General features: G+C 40.7%; 18 protein-coding genes. 2 read left to right on the top strand and 16 right to left on the bottom strand.

Going from position 1 to position 19,949, the window contains the following annotated elements; translation table 11 throughout:
• Entirely contained in the window at positions 1–1,005 is a 1,005-nt protein-coding gene (locus MKZ11_RS10300; protein ID WP_340794356.1) for an LLM class flavin-dependent oxidoreductase, read from the bottom strand.
• A 135-nt stretch (positions 1,006–1,140) separates the two neighbouring features.
• Between MKZ11_RS10300 and MKZ11_RS10295 the strand changes: the two genes are divergently transcribed.
• Together MKZ11_RS10295 and MKZ11_RS10290 are read left to right on the top strand one after the other, a co-directional pair.
• Positions 1,141–2,220, top strand: coding sequence for a type III polyketide synthase (locus MKZ11_RS10295; RefSeq protein WP_340794355.1), 1,080 nt, complete (start codon positions 1,141–1,143; stop codon positions 2,218–2,220).
• Positions 2,221–2,232: 12 nt separating this feature from the next.
• Positions 2,233–2,763: an isoprenylcysteine carboxyl methyltransferase family protein gene (locus tag MKZ11_RS10290; protein WP_340794354.1), complete on the top strand. Its 531-nt coding sequence runs from the start codon at positions 2,233–2,235 to the stop codon at positions 2,761–2,763.
• A 143-nt stretch (positions 2,764–2,906) separates the two neighbouring features.
• On the opposite strand, the gene MKZ11_RS10285 is transcribed toward MKZ11_RS10290, so the two are convergent.
• The 15 genes from MKZ11_RS10285 to MKZ11_RS10215 form a co-directional block, all read right to left on the bottom strand.
• Positions 2,907–3,161: a GlsB/YeaQ/YmgE family stress response membrane protein gene (locus MKZ11_RS10285; protein WP_340794353.1), complete on the bottom strand. Its 255-nt coding sequence runs from the start codon at positions 3,159–3,161 to the stop codon at positions 2,907–2,909.
• Positions 3,162–3,458: 297 nt separating this feature from the next.
• Positions 3,459–3,782, bottom strand: a complete 324-nt coding sequence (locus MKZ11_RS10280; protein WP_340794352.1) for a hypothetical protein — start codon at positions 3,780–3,782, stop codon at positions 3,459–3,461.
• A gap of 237 nt (positions 3,783–4,019) precedes the next feature.
• Positions 4,020–5,408 (bottom strand): Na+/H+ antiporter NhaC, encoded by a 1,389-nt coding sequence (gene nhaC, locus MKZ11_RS10275; protein WP_340794351.1) that lies wholly within the window; start codon positions 5,406–5,408, stop codon positions 4,020–4,022.
• 448 nt (positions 5,409–5,856) lie between these two features.
• Positions 5,857–6,723 (bottom strand): MBL fold metallo-hydrolase, encoded by an 867-nt coding sequence (locus MKZ11_RS10270; protein ID WP_340794350.1) that lies wholly within the window; start codon positions 6,721–6,723, stop codon positions 5,857–5,859.
• Positions 6,720–8,138, bottom strand: coding sequence for a Na+/H+ antiporter NhaC (nhaC, locus tag MKZ11_RS10265; protein WP_340794349.1), 1,419 nt, complete (start codon positions 8,136–8,138; stop codon positions 6,720–6,722). Before nhaC (MKZ11_RS10265) ends, MKZ11_RS10270 begins: the two co-directional genes overlap by 4 nt.
• A 543-nt stretch (positions 8,139–8,681) precedes the next feature.
• Positions 8,682–9,422: a thermonuclease family protein gene (locus MKZ11_RS10260; protein ID WP_340794348.1), complete on the bottom strand. Its 741-nt coding sequence runs from the start codon at positions 9,420–9,422 to the stop codon at positions 8,682–8,684.
• A gap of 112 nt (positions 9,423–9,534) precedes the next feature.
• Positions 9,535–11,598 carry a catalase gene (locus MKZ11_RS10255; protein WP_340794347.1) on the bottom strand — a complete coding sequence of 688 codons (2,064 nt, stop codon included), beginning with the start codon at positions 11,596–11,598 and terminating at the stop codon, positions 9,535–9,537.
• 59 nt (positions 11,599–11,657) lie between these two features.
• Entirely contained in the window at positions 11,658–12,020 is a 363-nt protein-coding gene (locus MKZ11_RS10250) for a fluoride efflux transporter FluC (RefSeq protein WP_340794346.1), read from the bottom strand.
• Positions 12,017–12,394: a fluoride efflux transporter FluC gene (locus tag MKZ11_RS10245; protein ID WP_340794345.1), complete on the bottom strand. Its 378-nt coding sequence runs from the start codon at positions 12,392–12,394 to the stop codon at positions 12,017–12,019. Before MKZ11_RS10245 ends, MKZ11_RS10250 begins: the two co-directional genes overlap by 4 nt.
• Positions 12,391–14,547, bottom strand: a complete 2,157-nt coding sequence (locus MKZ11_RS10240) for an ATP-dependent helicase (RefSeq protein WP_340794344.1) — start codon at positions 14,545–14,547, stop codon at positions 12,391–12,393. Before MKZ11_RS10240 ends, MKZ11_RS10245 begins: the two co-directional genes overlap by 4 nt.
• 145 nt (positions 14,548–14,692) lie before the next feature.
• The gene (locus MKZ11_RS10235; protein ID WP_340794343.1) at positions 14,693–15,106 is read right to left on the bottom strand and encodes a hypothetical protein; all 414 of its coding nucleotides are present in this window, start codon (positions 15,104–15,106) and stop codon (positions 14,693–14,695) included.
• A 107-nt stretch (positions 15,107–15,213) separates the two neighbouring features.
• Positions 15,214–16,497 (bottom strand): S41 family peptidase, encoded by a 1,284-nt coding sequence (locus tag MKZ11_RS10230; RefSeq protein WP_340794342.1) that lies wholly within the window; start codon positions 16,495–16,497, stop codon positions 15,214–15,216.
• A 138-nt stretch (positions 16,498–16,635) separates the two neighbouring features.
• A complete protein-coding gene (locus tag MKZ11_RS10225; RefSeq protein WP_340794340.1) occupies positions 16,636–17,184 on the bottom strand; it encodes a GNAT family N-acetyltransferase in 549 nt (182 codons plus the stop codon).
• A 133-nt stretch (positions 17,185–17,317) separates the two neighbouring features.
• Positions 17,318–17,845: a signal peptidase I gene (gene lepB / locus MKZ11_RS10220; RefSeq protein ID WP_340794338.1), complete on the bottom strand. Its 528-nt coding sequence runs from the start codon at positions 17,843–17,845 to the stop codon at positions 17,318–17,320.
• Between the two features lie 457 nt (positions 17,846–18,302).
• On the bottom strand, positions 18,303–19,418 hold the full coding sequence (locus MKZ11_RS10215; protein ID WP_340792764.1) for an IS4 family transposase: 1,116 nt from the start codon (positions 19,416–19,418) through the stop codon (positions 18,303–18,305).
• Positions 19,419–19,949 lie beyond the last annotated feature (531 nt).

The raw sequence follows: 19,949 nt of genomic DNA, 5'->3' as shown, positions 1-19,949 counted from the left end.
TCAGGATAACATTTCTTTGGCAATCAATTCATAGGATTTCAGCTTGTCTTGGAAATCGTAAGCAATCATGACGAGCATTACTTCATCCGCATTGTACTCTTCTGCAATCTTTTCGATTTCTGCCCGTACTATTTTTGGTGTACCAACAATCATCCGTTTGCGATTTTCTAGCACTCGCAATTGTTCATAATGACTGTATGGGTAAGCCTGTGCCTTTTCGGGCGAAGGCGTTCCTGTTGAGGGCATTCCTTGTTCAAGCATGACCATGGTCAAATCAAGTGACGAAATAATCCGTTCCGCTTCTTCTTCCGTTTCCGCGCAAGCGAAAAATACAGCGACTGCCTGCTTCGGCGTTTGTAAATAAGCAGATTGCTGGAACCTTGTATGGTAATGGTTCGCATACGTTTGGCCGCCTTCTCCGTTGATGAACTGCGCAAACATATACGGCAGCCCTTTTTCTGCGGCAAGAAGGGCGGAACTTTGGCTCGAGCCCAGCATCCAGACCGGCGGCGCCTCTTCAAGGACAGGTGTCGCTTTTAATCCCTGATAAGGATGATCCGCTGGCATTGTATCATTCAAATACATGAGCAAGTCATCTACTTGAGCCGGAAATTTATTGACATCCCGGTAGTTCCCGTCATGCAAGGCATATGTAGCCCGCGGCATTCCACCCGGCGCACGGCCAACTCCTGCGTCAATCCGTCCAGGAAAAAGTGCTTCAAGCAGTTTGAAATTTTCGGCGACTTTATAGGCGGAGTAATGAGGCAACATGACACCGCCGGATCCAATACGGATTGTAGATGTAACAGATGCAAGATGTGAGATGAGTATTTCAGGAGACGAACCGGCAAGTGTCGTTGCGTCGTGGTGTTCGGAAACCCAGAACCGAGTATAGCCCCATTCCTCGGCCTTTTGCGCGAGTTGGGCTGTATGTTTTAATGATTCCATTGCGTTACTGCCCTCAGAAATCGGTGATTGATCTAAAATACTTAATTTGATGGACATATACGATCCCCCTATCATCATTCCCTCCATTTTACATGAATTATACTGTTTATATGGTGGGCATGCTCAGTATCTGCGTTTGGTATATTCATATTTAGGTTATGTGTAGTATATAAATGAAGCTGGAGGTAGCCTATGCCGAAAATTCTTTCTGTAAGTACATTCAAACCACCTCATGAAGTGAAACAGCAACAAGCAGTGGAATTGACCCGTTCACTTTTCAGCAAGAAATATAAAGATATTGAGCGACTTTTGAAAGTCTTTCAAAATGGCGACATCGAGACACGCAATGTATGCATGCCGCTTGAATGGTACGGCAAAGCACATGACTTCGCGGAGCGGAATGATTTATACATCCATCATACAGTCGACTTCGGTGTACAAGCCATACTGACGTGCCTTCAAGGGGAAGGAATGCTTGACGCGCCGATTGAACCGTCTATGATCGACGCTATCTTTTTCATTTCAAGCAGTGGAATTTCAACACCAAGTATTGAAGCACGTATTATGAACAAAATTCCTTTTCGTGATAATACGAAACGTATTCCAATCTGGGGGCTCGGATGTGCTGGAGGTGCCGCCGGAATTAGCAGGGCGTATGAATATTGTCTTGCATTTCCCGAGGCAAATGTCCTCGTTCTATCCGCAGAATTATGCAGCCTTACATTTCAAAAAGACGACTATTCAAAAAGTAATCTGGTAGGCGTATCATTGTTTTCCGATGGTATTGCATGTGCGTTAGTTTCTGGTGATAAATCATCGGTGAGGGTAAAAAAAGCGATGCCTAGTGTTATTGCTACTACTTCAAAACTGATGCCGGATTCTGAGAATGTAATGGGCTGGGATGTGAAAAACACTGGACTCTACGTCGTCTTTTCAAAAAGTATTCCCGCCGTCATTACAAATTGGCTTGGTCCATTTGTCCATGAATTTCTAGGTGAACAAGGACTGACAAAAGATGCTATTACACATTTCGTCGCGCATCCCGGTGGTAAAAAAGTGCTTGAAGCCTATGAGACGGCGCTAGGGTTTGATCCGGCTAAAACAGATATTTCACGCGACGTCCTTCGTCACAACGGGAATATGTCGTCCCCTACGATTCTTTACGTTCTGGAGAAGTTCATGCAGAGTGAACCTGCAGCTGGTGATTATGGACTGATGGCTGCATTAGGGCCGGGATTTTGCGGTGAACTGCTGTTATTGAAATGGGAATGAGGTGTTTAATAGATGGTGTTTTCCATTGTCATTTCAATCGTTATCTTGCAGCGTCTCATTGAACTCATCGTCGCGAAGCGCAATGAGAAGTGGATGCGCGGCCAAGGTGCTTACGAAGCGGGTGCCGCACACTATCCCGTCATGGTTTCTATGCATATAGCGTTTTTCATTGTCCTTCTTGCAGAGGTCTTTCTGTTCGAAAGAGCGCTATCTCCAGTGTGGATTTTATTTCTCGCTATTTTTTTAACCGCACAAGCGGCACGGATTTGGTGTCTTACTTCACTAGGAAAGTATTGGAATACTAAAATCATCATTCTTCCAGGGGCGGATGTTGTACGCAAAGGCCCTTATAAGTGGGTGCGTCACCCGAATTATGTAATCGTGGCGACTGAACTGCTGGTTCTTCCCATACTATTCAGTGCTTATTTCACTGCTATTATTTTCTCGTTGCTGAATGTTTGGATGATGTCCGTGCGGATTCCCACAGAGGAAAAAGCGCTGAAAGAAGCGACGAATTACAGCAAAAAGTTTTCTTTGAAATAATGGATTTTGAAATATATTCATTACTTGCACATGAAACACATTTTCTCTGAACGATAAAAAAACGCTGAGCTTCTTAACTAGTCAGCGTTTTCCTATTCCCTTTACCATTGAATCGCTTGAATATAACCAATCATTTTAAAGAATTAATATCTCGTACGCATGGACTTCATAATAAAACTCACAATAATCACGAAAATAAGTGCGCCAATAATGGCCGGGACGATATAAAACTCAGCCAATTTCGGACCCCAATTCCCTAGCAACCTACTGCCGATCCATGCACCAATGATACCAGCAATTACATTACCTATGACTCCGCCCGGCATATCTTTTCCGGCTATTAACCCTGCTAACCAACCGATGATGCCACCGATAATTAAATACAATAGTAAACCCACGCCATACACCCCTTTGAAGTTATTTTTGCAACCTCTAGAACATGTTGAAAACGGGCTGAATAATTAGGAAAGACAAGCGGTACGTCACCACTCCTCCCTTTATCTAGCCCTACTAGTAATAAGTTTTTTTCATTTTTTGACCTACAAATGAATTCATTTTCTGGATTCTTTATAAGATAGTACGCTTTACAATTTGGGATTATGCCTTTTCTTCATAACTCTTTCCGCTTTCAATAGCTTTTAATTGAGGATTGTCCAAAGTAAACAAAATGCTGACGAATAACGGAATTCCTCAAACTACCCTTCATACATTCCTATATAAGGTATCTCCTTACCGCCCACTATTACAATGTATACGGGAGTGTCTGTTTCATAGATTTTTGTTCCTACAGGTAACTTGTTAGCGGTACCACTTTTAAATTCCGCTGCTATGTCGGTTTGTTTTGTTACTTTTCCAACTTGCTCACCCAAGGCATACGTTAACTCATTTACCCATTCTATATCCTGTGCGTTCGAATAGACGATGCTGTCCAGGACAAAAATATCTGCAGCACTACTTCCAAGAAAGTCTTTTGGAATTGGATTTCCTTTATAAGCTTCATTACAACCAGCTAATCCCAATAGAAGTAAAAGTTATTAAGAATAATAATTGACCTGGTTTCATGGACATACGAGCCCTCTCTACAGATGACTTACATACATAGTCATTCTCAAATTACTGGATGACGATTCGTGTTGGAGAAACATGATTAAACCGATAACCTATAGAATAGTTTCAAGCAAATGATTCATTTTCAAACAAAAAGAGCACTACCTAAAAAAGGCGTGCTCCTATACAAATCGTACTTTCAATTCCCATCACTTCTTATCTGCAGTATACGTCAGTGTCTTCCCAGTAAATCCGAACAATACCGTTAACACCGGAGATAACAGGCAAAAGAATGCAAATGGCAAGTATTCCACTGTCGAGACACCTAATACACCCGTGATGAAGATACCGCAGACACTCCATGGCACTAACGGGTTCACGACTGTTCCTGCATCCTCCATCACTCTACTTAAGTTTTTGCCGGCGAGGCCCACCTTTTCATATTGTGATTGAAAAGATTGTCCTGTCAATAAAATCGACAAATACTGTTCGCCAATCAATACATTGATACCTATCGCAGTTAGTGCAGAAGCCGCGATCACCGAGGAAGCTTTCTTCAAAAGTTTTTCGACTTTCGACAACAGTGTTTGGACAATTCCTAGTGTGAATAGTAACCCGCCCATACTGAGTGCAAGCAATACTAAACCGACTGTAAACATCATACTTTCCATACCGCCACGCGTGAGTAGCGCATCAATGTCCTCAATCCCTGTCGTTGAAACAAAACCACTGAATAATATGTTGAACACTTCTGTTACACTATAGCTTTGATGTAAAAATGATATACCAACAGCACTGATAGAGCTTAACGCCAATGTCATTAGCGCAGGTACTTTCATTATCGTTAAAATGAAGAGCACAACTAACGGAATTATCGTATACCAATGAATCATTCCTGTTCCCAAAAGCCCTTCCTTGAAAAAGGAAATTTTATCGACTTCAGTTACTGTGACACTGGGGGAAAGTACACCGAAGATACCTAGTGATATAACAAAGGCGGGAATCGTCGTCCAGCCCATATTCCGGATATGTTCAAACAAATCGACGCCGACGATTGATGATGCCAAATTTGTCGTATCCGAGAGTGGAGACATCTTATCCCCGAAAAATGCCCCCGAAACAATTGCACCGGCTGTTATCGCCATTGGCAAATCAAGCACAGAAGCCATGCCGATAAATGCAACACCAACCGTTGCAACCGTCGTTAACGAACTGCCGATTGAAACACCAACAATTGCAGTGACAACAAATACGATTGCGAAGAAAAATGAAGGTGTTATCAGATTAAAGCCTGCGTAAATTAACGTCGGTATCGTCCCGCTCATCATCCAGCTGCTGATTAATATCCCAATGAAGAAAAATAGGAATACAGCACTCATACCGGCCCCCGCGCCTTGCACTAAACCGCCTTCAAGTTTACGGTAAGATACTTTTTTGACCAGACCATAGCAAATCAATAACAATATGGAAAATAAAATCGGCAGATGCGGAACCGACTTAAATTTTATGATACTGACACTTATTATCGTTACAATTGACGCTACAAGTGCTAACGCCTCTATGAATGTGGGTGAAATAACTTCCTTTATTCGAAACATGGTGAAATCCTCCTCGATGGTTGAAAACGTATAAACCTATTTTTGGAATACAAAAAAGCCCCTTCAATCCCTTGGAAAGGGACGAAGAAGCTCTCCGCGTTACCACCCTAATTGATGGACCAGTTCTGGACTGGCCATCCACTTCATTAGTTGTTGAGAAAATCGGATGGCGTACTTCATACATATTGCTGCCTGAATTCTCACCCACCATTCAGTCTCTTGTTGCTGCACACAATATGTTTACTGGACCATCTCTCAAATCTATTTAATTTTAATGATTATCTTTTGCACAAAAGTAATTGATTTGAATCTTATCACGTTACAGTTGTAAGTCAAGTTATTATTAAGTCTTAAATTTCTCACTTTTCCACCATTAAGACGAGTTCATCTTCTACTTTTCATCCGAATACGTCTTGCGTTCAACTGCCACTATTTCCAGCACCTTTTATCACAAAACAAACTCCATGCCTTCCTCCGCAAGATGAAAGCCCTTCATTTCAATCTCTTTACGAATCGTTTTATCCGAATCGATGGCGGGATTCGAGTGATTGAGGTGAATGAAATAAATCTCAGTCTTTTCAACTAAATCTTGTAATCGATCCATTGTTTCTACCATGAGCGGGTGAGGAATTTCCCGATAATCACGGCCAATCTGTTCAAGATCTTCAGCCGAATGGAATGTACCATCAAGTAAGCATATGTCCGCTTCTTCGCACGCTTTGTAAATATCTTTATCCCATTGTTCCCAACGATCGATATCCGGTATGTAAAGAACTTTCTTCTTCGTCCCTTTAATCCAAAAAGCAAATGTCTCAGAAAATTCATTTCTGTGAGGGACATTAACGGGTATGACGGTGGCATGGGGTGAAACGACAATTGTTTGTCCATCACTAATTTCTTGTAGGTCAATATTGCGAAGTTTTGATAGTTGGCTCCAAGGTGCTTGTTCTTCTAACATTTTCTTCATTTTCGGGCCTGCCATTACAGGTACCTTATTTGCACCAATCGCTTCTTTTCCTAAAAACAATAACCCTGGGTAATGACCTAAATGAGCATGAGTTAAAAAAATGCTCGCCATTAGCTGACCTTGCATATTGTGTTTGATTTGTACACCTGCCATTTGCTCTTTTAAGTCTGGTGTTGCGTCAATCAAATGCCAAGCCTTCTCTTCAGGTAGCACAATTGCTAATGACGCCGCAGAGCGCCTATACTCTGGATTGCCAATTGCCTCCGCACAGTTTTTACAAAAACAATTCGGATGTGGAAGGCCAGCATCTTGTGCTGTTCCTAACACATGTAAAATGACTTTGCTCATAATTGTATTTCCCCTTTATTCTTTATTTCACTATCATCATTATAGTTTTTCTTAGTAATGGTCCAACCTGTGAATCCAAAAATGATATTGATGAGTGGAACGAGAAATGCGAAGAAAGCGTATGGGATGAATTCACCCGGACTAACGCCAAGTATACTTACTGCGAAAACGACAGGAACACTCCATGGGACAAGGTTAATTCCTACTGTACCTGCTGCTTCAACACATCTTGAAAGATTTTTTGTGTCAATTCCCATCTGTTTATACGTTTTGACAAATGTTCTTGCCGGTAAAATAATCGCTAAAAATTGTGCACCACTTGCAAAAGCTACGACAAAAGTTGATAAGATTGTCGAGCTAATCAATGTTCCAGTTGAGCGTACATTCTCCATCATTCTTCTCGTTAACACTTCAAAGGAGCCGGTTTCTTCTAGGATTCCCCCTAGGGATGTCGCGATGACTAACAGACCGATTGTAGCTAGCATGGACATGAGACCCCCACGATTAAGCAATGAATCCACTGTAGCCACACCTGAATCTACCGAAAATCCACTCGTCATCACTTGAACAATCGAGGAAGTGGAAACTCCTTGAACAAGGACTGCAAGTACCGCACCTAGAAGACCTACAATTGTTAACGCTGGAATCGCGGGTATGCGTTTCATCATTAAGAATATCGTGAACACCGGCATGAGTAATAGCAGTGGATGAATGACAAAGACACTTTCCAGCCCTTTGATAATCAAGTCAATTTCACTCGTATCTGCAGTATTGTAAGCTACAGCTGAATTCCCCACGAACCAATACAGAATAATTGAAATGACAAATGCAGGAATCGTGTCCCAAAGCATGTGTTTAATATGACTAAACAAATCCGTTTCCGCCATGGCAGGTGCGATGTTTGTCGTATCGGAAAACGGCGATAATTTATCGCCAAAATAGGCGCCTGAAATGACGGCTCCCGCAACAAGCCCTGGAGCAAAACCAAGTCCTTCTCCAATCGCCATAAAAGCAAGTCCAACTGTCGCAATTGAAGTAAACGAACTTCCTAAAGTAATCGATATAATTCCAGTAATTAGTGCAACAAGCGGTATAAACAGTGTAGGTTCAATAATCGATAATCCATAGTAAATCATCGTTGGGATAACGCCACTTGCAATCCAAGTTCCAACAATGATTCCGATGATAAGTAAAATAAAAACAGCAGGCAATGCCCGGGATACCCCATTAACCATCATTTTTTCTACTTCATGCCAACTCCAACCACAAACTTTCGCAATGACAGCGGCAACAATCACCCCAGTCATTAATGGAATATGCATCCCGGCCTCCCAAATGAAAATGGACGAAGCTGCCGCTGTAACTAACGCGAATATTGGGATAATTGACATTACAAAAGATAGTTCCTTTTTCATTTTCTCCATCCCCTTTTCGTTGATGATACGACTTGATTTTTTTGAGTGAGCGAAATCTTTCTTTATCGCAATCTACTTTCCATGCATTCTAAAATTTGATTGGTTTTAAGCTAAATGTGGGTGGTTTGATTTGTACAGCAATCTTAAGTAGTTGGTGACAGTCACTCACACAGCTTCGGCAAATGGAGTTAGACAAAAAATGAATACAAAAAAGCCCCTTCAATCCCTTGGAAAGGGACGAAGGAGCTCTCCGCGTTACCACCCTAATTGATGGACCAGTTCTGGACTGGCCATCCACTTCATTAGTTGTTGAGAAAATCGGATGGCGTACTTCATCCATATCGCTGCCTGAATTCTCACCTTCCATTCAGTCTCTTGCTGCTGCTCACAATATGATTACTGGACCATCTCTCAAATCTATTCAATTATAACGATTAGCTTTTGCGCAAAAGTAATTGATTTGAATCTTATCATGTTCACTCGGCATGTCAAGTACTTTACGAAACACAGAAAAATGAGTATTTTCTTTCTCTTCTCTAAGTGTCAACGTTCACACGCAAACCCATCCTTATTGCCATCCATTTTTTCAGAGTAAGCAGGATGCCCTTTTTTCACACCATTTGGATATTTCTTGCGCAGTTCCGTACAGTTTTTGAATGATTCCTTAGCACCCGATACGGGCTTTGTCGTCGTCTCTTTTTCGGCATATGTGTCACTGTCAAATCCGCGCTCTGTCGCATAGTCTTCAAGTGTCCAGATACCGATTCCCGCCTTTTTCGCTTTCTCTTCCGCTTCCTTGTATGCATCGAGATGCCTCGTGTTCGGCGGATACACATACGCAACGCGGGCAAGCCCTTCTTCCAAAAGTTTCTCTTGGACACTTACACCATCAATGTAAATATAGGCAAGGAGTCTGTCATACTTATCTGTTTTTCCGCCTATGTCAAATTCAATCTCGAGTTTCCCGCTGTTCATGAGCTCTCGATTGCGCTCTTTTGCCTTCTCTCCGAATGGCTGCTTTCCGAGACGCGGATGATTCGTTTCCGGTGTATCAATGAGTAAATAACGAACATTTTGTTCTTTGCCTTCATACCTAATTTTAATTGTATCGCCGTCAATCGTTTTCACAAGTTCGACTGGGATTAGACCTGCTCGGCTCGGTTCTGCTTCCTGTTCAGGAAAGAAAATATTGTACACAATCAACGCGAGCAAGACGACACCGATACTGACGATACTCGCCGGTTTTTTCAGTAAGGTGCTAGTATTCTTTTTGTTTTGCTTCATGTATCCGTCATCCTTTTACTAGTTCATTAGTTGTAACATTCCTATGTTATCAGTTCTGTAGCCAAATGAAAACAGCCGCCACATAAGTGACGACTGCTTCACTTTCAATCCATCAATAGATTTTACGTTCCCAATGCCGGTGTGCAGCGACTGCGGCTATGAACTCGCTGTTGAAATTCGCTGCACCCGCCAGTACGATACCTGGACCAACTTCCGCGTCTGATGCCTCGAAGAAAGGCTGGCCAGTCGTGGCGATGCCTATTGGTTTGTAATGCTGAAAAGCTTCGTTGATAAAATTGACGATATCTTTCTTAAGTTTCCTTGGATTTTCCGCGTCGCCTCCGACGACGTATAGTCCATCATACAAAACGGAATGGACAGTGAGGAATGTTTCCGTCACTTCGACTGCCAATTTATCTTCGCCATAAACCAATCCGAACTTCTCGCCGACAATATCAACTGTCATCCCCGCATCCAGGCAGGCTTTGACAACCGCTTCCACTTCACCGCCATTAAACTTTTCACCAATGAGAATGGCAATTTTGCGTGTAGCGGGCGATTTCGCCGTTAATTCTTGGCTAAGAGCTGGTGACGATTCGGTCACTTCTGATTCCTTGCCCTCGGGGTGATTGACGCCGACCGCTTCAGCAATAGCGGTTGCCAACCCTTTGTCGACATTGACAAACATATCCACCACTTGCTGTTTGACGTTTTTATCTTTCACTTTACCGACTTCAAAACTGAACGCATCGACAATATGCTTTTTTTCCGGCAGTGTCATACTGTTCCAGAATAGACGTGCTTGCGAGAAGTGATCATTGAATGATTCACTGCGCGCTTGAATTTTGCGTCCCTCCACTTTTTCTTGGTTATGGACGAAACCGCCTTCGTCTTCAGTAGATGTCGTCGGTGTATTGTTAGCCAAAGAATTTTTATGGTAGCTGACCTGTCCCACATTGATTGTCTGTCTGCCGTAGCCATCACGCTGATTGTTATGGATCGGACATACTGGGCGGTTAATCGGCAGCTCATGGAAGTTCGGTCCACCAAGGCGGATGAGTTGCGTATCCGTATACGAAAACAAGCGGCCCTGCAGCAAAGGATCATTTGAAAAATCGATCCCCGGCACGACATTTCCTGGATGAAATGCGACTTGTTCTGTTTCGGCAAATACATTATCCACATTGCGATTCAATGTCATCTTCCCGATGATTTTGACGGGCACTTTTTCTTCCGGCCATATCTTGGTCGGATCTAGGATATCAAAATCAAACATGAACTCATCTTTTTCTTCAATCAATTGGACACCGAATTCAAATTCGACGAAATCTCCTTTTTCAATGGACTCCCACAGGTCCCGGCGATGGAAGTCAGGATCTTTTCCGCTGATTTTCTGCGCTTCATCCCACACGAGGGAGTGAACGCCGAGTCTCGGTTTCCAGTGGAATTTCACAAAATGCGCTTTCCCTTCAGCGTTCACCAACCGGTATGTATGAACCCCGAATCCTTCCATCATCCTAAAACTGCGTGGAATCGTTCGATCGGACATATGCCACATGATCATATGTGCAGATTCCTGATTGCTTACGACAAAATCCCAAAACGTATCATGTGCAGAAGCCGCCTGTGGCATTTCGTTATGCGGTTCAGGCTTTACTGCATGGATAAGATCAGGGAATTTGATGGCATCCTGGATGAAGAACACCGGTATATTATTACCGACTAAATCATAGTTCCCTTCTTCGGTATAGAATTTCACCGCAAACCCGCGTACATCGCGGACTGTTTCTGCTGACCCTTTACTACCGGCAACAGTGGAAATCCGGGTGAATACCGGTGTTTTCGAACCAGGCTCCTGCAGGAAATCAGCCTTCGTATAGTCTTTCATCGATTCATACAATTCAAATTCACCGTGGGCCGCGTAGCCTCTTGCATGCACGACTCTTTCAGGAATCCGTTCATGGTCAAAATGTGTCATTTTTTCACGGAAATGAAAGTCCTCCATTAATGTTGGACCACGCAATCCTGCCTTCTGGGAATGTTCGTCCTCTGATACTTTAAGTCCTTGGTTCGTCGTCATCTTTTTGTCCGCATCATGCGAACGGAATGTCTCTAGTTGTTTACTCTTACTGTTTTCATTAATATTTTGTTTACTGTCCAATGTCGTTTCCTCCATTCGGAATTTTAGTAGTCTTCTACTCTATTCCCCAATGGACTCAACTCAAACGGACAAAATTAGTATATACTGCTTCCCACTAGATAGCCGAGAAAGGCAAGAACAATTCCAGAAACATATAAGAACAGTAGATAGCGTATCGCATTCCCTTTCTTGCCATTTTCCCACATGATGAGTAACTCTTTATTCATCGTGGAAAATGTCGTCAGCGCTCCCGCAAAGCCTGAGGCCAACAGTAATGTCGTCCATAAAGGCAATTCTAGACCGAAAACAAATCCAATGAGCAGGGCCCCTGTCAAATTCACCAGTAATGTTCCCGTTGGAAAACCATTTCGCTTATTCAATTTCATTGAAATGAAATACCGAATGACAGCGCCGAAAAAGCCTCCGATTCCAACCATCACTAAATCCACGAACGTCATGTACGCACCCGCTTCCTACCTAGGCGAAAACCGATCGCGCCGGCAGAAAGTCCACCGATTACACTAAAAATGATATAGAATCCAGCCAATATAATCTGATCATTTTCCATAAGTAAAACAGTCTCTATGCTTAATGCTGAAAATGTTGTAAATGAGCCTAAAAAACCTGTCGTCACAATATCTTGCACTTCGTTATACGCTGCTAGTTTACGAAAAGCTCCTGCCACTATGAAACATAACAAAAACGTTCCCACTATATTTACGGCTAGCGTAGAATAAGGAAACCCCGAGTCATCAAAAACTAAATGACCAATTGCCACTCGCATAATCGCACCTGCAGCCCCTGCTACACCAATCCATAAGAGCTTTTTCATATGGCAACTTTCTCAAGCAATCTTAGAGAAATAACCGTTTCAAGATCAAGTCTTTTCTCGATTTTACCGAATTGAATATGAATTTCATCACCGTCGTGCCGGATTATTTCACCTTGGCCAAAGACACGATGCTTGACCGCTGTTCCGACTTCTAGTTCACCACTATCTTGGATGCCATTGGGATTTAATTCAATCGATGCTTTCGTCACTTTCACCGGTTTCTGCTCTTTTTTCGCTTCCCCCGGTTTTAAAAGGAGTCCACGAACTTCATTTAAAAACCTTGAATCTTCTTTCGGTTTTCCTTCATCTAGACCGTATGACAGCAATTCAAGACGGTTTTTCGCACGTGTAATACCAACATAGAAGAGCCTTCGCGCTTCTTCGAGCATCGCCTCGTCGCCTTCATCTTCCTCGGAGGGAATGACCCCTTTCAGCAAATCGATCATGAACACACGCCGGAATTCAAGCCCTTTGGCACTGTGGAATGTCGATAACGTCACCGCATTTTCAGGTGCATTGAATTTTGCATTTTGCACTGCTTGTTCAAGTTCTTTCAATCTGTTCGCAAATTCAACCATCGTCTTAAGTTGCGATGCAATTCCTTCGAGCGTATCTAAAATGCTAAGGAGGCTATCGAACCGGTAGCCGAATTTCTCAGCTCTGCTTTTTAGTGCTGCCTCATAGCCTAGTTCATTCCGCACTAGCTTTATCACTTGTGCAGGACGCATATCAGGAATCCTGTCGTATGCAAGTTTATAGTCAGTCAGCTTTTTGATCTGACTATCTTTCAATTCGACCGTTCGGATGAATGTACTAAAAACATTTCCTTGTATATCGTTATTTTCAAACGTTGTCAGCATGCTGCGCGAGATGAATGCATTCATTTTCATAATGATTTTTGCGAATATATCTTTGCGTTCTGTATTGAAACTGAGTCGCATGAAATTAAGGATATCCTCTACAATCCAATGAGAAAAAAACTTATCGTCTGCATCCTTCATATAAAATGGAATGCCCCGCCTGTGCAATTCGCTCACGAACATTGTCGAAGATGAGTTATTCCTGAACAATATGGCAATCTCATTCAAATTCTTTTCGCTTAGCAGTTCATAGGTTACATATTCAAGCTGTTGTTTCGGATTATTGAGCTGTTTAATGTTGATTGGCTCCATCTTGCCATTTTGCGTATGCATGTCTTTTGGATAGCGCTTTTTATTGCGTTTGATGAATTTCGAGGACATCTCCACAATTTCTTTTGACGAACGATAGTTGCGTTCCATCATCAGCACTTGAGCGTCTGGATAGACACGTTTAAAATCCAGCAGATAATCTGGTTCAGCTCCGCGCCACGTATAGATGGACTGATCATCATCCGCGACTACGCATAGATTGCCATGATGCGCTACAAGATGCTCAACGATCTTATGCTGCACAAGTGACGTATCTTGGCTTTCGTCTGTCAGGAGATAGTCGTAACGGTTACGGTACTCCTCACTTAGCTGTTCATCTTCCCGAAGCGCCTGCTCCGCAATCGTCAGCATATCATCGAAGTCGAGTAGAAGATGACCGCTTGTCCGTGTTTTATATTTTTCATACCTTCTAGCAATGCGTCCCGCCTTGTCGACAGGCCCTTTAAGCTCTTCCCATTTTCCAAGCGGAATTAATCTATTTTTAATTGAACTGATGAACGTTGAAAGTGACGAAAGTTCGTCATCCGTGCACTCTTCCTTCAATACTTCTTTATAAAGTCCTTTTAATAAAAAGGATTTGTTGACCGACTGGCGCCCTGTCCCGCTGCCTTCGATCAGTTCATACGTCGTACCGCTTTTTTCTAGATACGTTCGCGCAATCGTGAACGCTAAACTGTGTATAGTGGAAAAGTCGACCCGCGCACTTTCGGGGAAAAATCGTGTGAATCGCTCTGTCATATCCCGCGCGGATGCCCGGCTGAACGTAATCGCTTTAATCCGTTTCGAGTTGACCTTTTTTTCTTCAATTAAATAGCCGATTCGCATAATCATCGTCGTCGTTTTCCCGGATCCCGGACATGCCAATAGAAGAAGCGGTCCTTCTGTTTGCAGTACCGCTTTCTTTTGCACATCGTTCAAATCTATATTCAATTCTTTCTTTTTTCGTTCAAAAAAGTCATTCATATACCTGTAACTCCTTTTACTTGCAGTGTACTAAATTTACCATACGGATACTTATTTGTAGAGGAATCGAGCATCGGTCATATTAAGAAAAGCGCAAAAAACCTCTACTGAATAAGCAAAGGTGACGGTTCATAAATACTATTAATTATTTTCTTAATTCTTCTCCTGTTAAAATCTCATAAAGATTTGCTGAATCTTGATTTGTTAATTTCACATATCTATCGCTTTCGGTACTAATCTCTAAGTTTTCACCATTCGGTGTGATCCATAGTAAATAAGACGCTATTTTGTCTTCGTTGTTACTCTTGAACGGAAATTGAAATTGGTAGTCAGCGTAGCCAGTACTTTCAACTTTTTCAATTTCCCAATTAGCATTTTCCACTATTTCTATCGCTTTTCGAACCTGTTTTCTTTGCGTAACTTCTTTGAAGTCTTCAAAAATTTCATCTTCACTATTTCGTTTTTGAATCGTTATTTTTTGCCCTCTCATTTCAGCCAAACACCCCGAAGCAATTAACAAAACAGCCAGTAGAGTAATAAACAGTCTTATTTTTTTCAATTCATTCCTCCCGCCTGAAGAATCGCTCCCTATACAACAAGTAGAACTACAAATTATCCAAATCACTTGCCTATAAGAGTCCTGAATAGTAATTTTCGACTTTCAAATTATCTATTCTGTACAACCATTAATTCTAACGCAGTTTCTAATTCGGTATCCTTTTGTAAATGCTCTGGAGTCCATGGAATGTAAATGTCTGGTTGAATCCCTTTACCATGTATTTCATGGAATTCTGTTTTAGTTTCAAGTCTAGAAATTGGATAGTAGAATGTATATTCATTATTCCAAGTCACCGCCAATAAGTCGCTATAATCATTGACACCCCTTGTCGCTCGTCCGATGACCGTTACTTTGGAGGATTGCTTGCAGACAGCCACAAATTCTTCAGCAGCACTAGCCGTATAACAATCTGTCAGTATGATGACATTATTAGGATGCGCATTCCCAACAAACTCTTTCTTGAATTCTTCCAAATAGTTAGAAAAGTCAAATCGGACGAATCCCTGGCCTCGAAATGTCCGAAATTGCTTTTCAGCAAATTCAAGCATTGAAAGTGTAGCTTTATCGTTCGTTATCTTTCTTGTATCTTCACATAACTTAATGAATAAATCGGAATTTCGAGCTGTACAATTAAATTCCCTTGGCTTTGGCTTAGCATTTGGTTCTTCTCCCACTGGAAAAATAAAAGGAAATAAAGATGAAATTGAATTTGCATTTCCACCATAGTTTTGACGTATATCAATAATTAAATTCCTGCACTCTTTAAGTTTTACTGTAAGTTCATCAATAACCCTTACAACTTCATCTGTATTTTCGAAATTAGACAGTGTCAGTAATAATGTATCTTCTTCTATATTCTCAAATGTATGAATTGAATCTAACGGTATTGAGTCATACTTATTCACAAGTAAACTTGTACTTTCATCGGACTCATTAACAATCTCAATAGTTGAAGCTCTATTTAGGATTGATTCCCAACTTTCTCTTTCGGGATAGCTCTCTCTAAGAGCATTTCTTTCTAAATCACTAATACTATCAATCGTCTTACCATCAATTGAAATGATTTTTGTACCAATTGGAAATCTCGTTTCCCCTCCTGTTTGAATAACATACAAAATGTTTTCAAACCGTCTTACACGAAAACCGCATGTTTTGGACTTCGCTTCTTGGGATTCAGTATGAACAAAATACATATGTCGATCTTGAAAGGCTACTAAATATTGATCCACTATCTCTTTAAATTTTTGCGCACCGATTAACTCTTTATTCTCCAAGTCTATTATTTCGTTCAAATACCTTTCAGGAAAATTCCATCCTTTTTTTTCATCCCATCCAGCATAATCCTGATGTGTGATTGAAATAATTTCTTTAAATATCTCTGAAAACTTCATTGATTTACTCTACCTCTTCTCATTTTGATAGTTAGAGTCTATTTCTACGTTTATGTTTGCGAGCAAAGTATTTTCCTCCTTAGTTCGAGAGAAAAACCATTATCCTTGTTTCAGTAGAACTTTTATTAGTTAACTTTCTCAACTATTCGGACTTCTGTCAGTATTTAGCTTTGAAAAAATCATTGCATCATGAGAAAGTCCGCTTTGAAATAAATAACTTCGCAACTTGCCTTCTTCGATGAATCCATTTTTCTTTAAAAGTCCGATAGATGCATCATTTGCAGGGAAAGTGACCGCCCCTATCCGGTGCAAACCAAGTTCGTCAAATGAATAATCCAAAACGGCTCGCAATGCCTCAGAAGTGATGCCACTTCTCCAGAAGCTAGGATGAATTTCAAATCCGACTTCAGCTTTTTTCATACCTAACGCCAAGTTATTCAATCCAATTGTGCCAACAAACTGGTCCCCGTTTTTCAAGGTAATCGCCCAGCGAATTCCTTTTTTCATTTCATAACTCTTCTTGAAATGTTGAATTATTTTTTCGGCCTGAATCAGCTCGTCCATCGGATCCATTCCATAATACTTAACTACTTCGGGATTTGAAAAAACTTCAAATAGTGCGGTCGCATGGTATGTTTCTACTTCAGTCAATCGAAGTCGTGGTGTAGCTAAAATTGGAAATGTCATGTTAGTCCCTCTTTCACTTCATTTTCAATTGCATTGACTGGCGCCTGTGGGTTGCATTTTATTCGCTTACGTCGTTTTTCCAACCTAACTAGACCATCACTTCCAATGGACTAAGACCGATTCGCCTGAGTTTTCACTTCGGTATTCCGATTTCACGAAACGGATAGAATCTGAACTTCACTGAGCCAACGACCGACTTTTCGTCGATGAAACCAATGATTCTGCTGTCTGTGCTATTTCTTCTGTTATCCCCAAGTACGTACAAATAGCCTTCAGGTACCTCCACTTTGAAGTCCTGCGTTAACTTCTGGCCTTCAAAAATTTCATCTTTATTTCCCTGAATATAATCCTCCTCATATTCCTCACCGTTAATATAAAGCGTGTCATCTTTCATCTCGACAACATCCCCTGGAAGACCGATTACCCGCTTAATGAAGTCATCTTCCGAATTCGGTGCATGGAAAACAATCATGTCAAAACGATCAATCTTGTAAATTTTCGAAATGACGATTTTATTATCATTTTCAAAAGTAGGATGCATTGACTGACCGGATACGACGACTGGTGTAAACAAAAATTGGCGTATGACAATCGCAATAACAAATGCAATTGCAACCGATTGTATCCATGAAATGAGTTCACTTTTAGTGCCTTCTTTCATCCCATAACCTCCGGACTGTATAGTTATATTAGTTACTTACATAGCGTTATTAGTCTTTTATAAACTACTATGCTTTATATTCTATTCTTAATCCCAGATTCCTGCCCAACTTATAAGTTCTTTTTAAATGAATGGCGTTCTTCTATGTTTTGGATGCTTTAAAACAAAGCTGTAGCAAGACATACTACTTATTATCATGAAATTTGAAAAACATTGCCACCGTTTCAGTTAAGCCCTTGCTGGTGTAATCATTGTAAATCAATAGTCGCAGAACTAAATGCTATAAATAATAAAATTATAAACAAAATTACACTAGTGTTGCATAAAAAAATGATTTAAAATTCTTACTATTTATTTTTACGGCGTTGAGCCAAAAAGATATACACTCCAATAAAGGTGGTCCGTCCATTTGGTTTTTATTTACAATTAGACATTTGCGGCAACGACAGTTTAGTTGTTACGGGACTGCTGTCCCTTTGATTTTACGAATCCAAATATGTGCAGGTTTCCAAAGAGAAGCCTTTAAATAGCGACTAATTTTCAAGATTTTATGTTTACTCCGTGTCTTTATTTGCACCAACACATTCAAGCAATATACGATGAGTGCGATATATACCTGATTATGAATGGCCCATTCGCTTTGACCATAGAACTTTTTGATGTTCAAATGTTGTTTGATCCATTTAAAAAACAGTTCAATTGCCCAGCGTGATTTGTACATCTCGGAGATTTCGTCTGCACTCAGGTCAAACCGATTGGTGATGAGTTGTAGTTCATTCCCTTTCGAGTCTATTACTTTGAGTAAGCGAAAGATGTTTTCAGCACGATTTTGAGTTGTACCAATCAACACCGCTTGATCCGATAATACCGTTGTGCCTTCTGGCAATTGGAAGTCTTCACATTCATGGATTACTGCATTTTTACGTAGTCTGGATAAGAAAAAGTAGCCGTCATCTGTCATGCGATCGAAACGTTCGTAATCTAAATATCCACGGTCGAAAACATACATGCATTCCTTGTCATCAACCATGACTTCAAGCTGATTACGATCATGTTCATTCGCTGTTGTAAGCACGGCTTTTTCAGGATAGGACGTTCCTTTTTCCATAAACACAAGACGTAAATGAAGCTTTACCCCAGCTTTCGTTTTGCGGAATTTAGCCCATCGGTGATTGGTTAAATTGAGTGGCAATGTGCTCGAATCAATGATTTTTAAAGGCATAGTGATTTTGGCATAATTTGTTTTTTGATGAATTTGCGCGACTAAATCAAGAAAAAGTTGTTGAAATAGCACGGGATTCATTCCATTGAGCCTGCGGGATAATTGAGAAACGCTTATAGAATCAAGGTTTGTGCTGACTTGAAGATGTTTATTAAAAAGACAATCACTCAGCGCGTGCAGACTTTCCGTTTCATGAAGCTGTGCAAAAAGCAGTAATTTTAAGAATGAATCTGTCGTAAGTTTCTTCGTATAAGCATCTAATCTCATTGTTTTCACGTTTTCTTCAACTAATTGAATATTAATAGGTGAAAACCATTGTCCAAATGAAGTTTTTCGTGTAATCTTGTCCATGAGTAGTTCCTTTTTTAGTGGATTTGGACGGGTTACCACCTGACTTTATCCATTATAAAGGAATTTTTTTATGCAGAAAATAAAGTTAGTGAACATTTCGGGAACTTTTTATATTGAATATATTTTAATGCAACACTAGTGACAAAATTATAATAATATGAAGGCAGATCTCTACAAGAATACAAACTTTTCCCTATACAGCCGATTCTCATTTATTCTTATTTGTATTATTAATTTCTACCATACTTTTAGAGGATAAAAATTTCCCAATTACTCCGAGAATTATTCCGATGAAAGGTTTCATCAGGGCTAATATACCCACTACCAATACAACAGTCGAATTACTTTTTTTTACATATGTCCAAAATCAGACTTACTTTTCTTAACGTGTACTAAAATATCAGCCTGCTCTGCTAGTATATTGAGATAAACGATTTTCCTTTATTATATACAGGAAGAGTTAATCATTACCAATTAATTAGTAAATCGCTCTTAATAATCATGTTAATTCGTCTATATTATAATTATCGA

This window comes from Sporosarcina sp. FSL K6-1508 (assembly GCF_038007465.1).
GTDB classification, from domain to species: domain Bacteria; phylum Bacillota; class Bacilli; order Bacillales_A; family Planococcaceae; genus Sporosarcina; species Sporosarcina psychrophila_B.
Note: the sequence above shows the minus strand (reverse complement) of the source record. Positions and strands in the feature narration are given on the sequence as shown.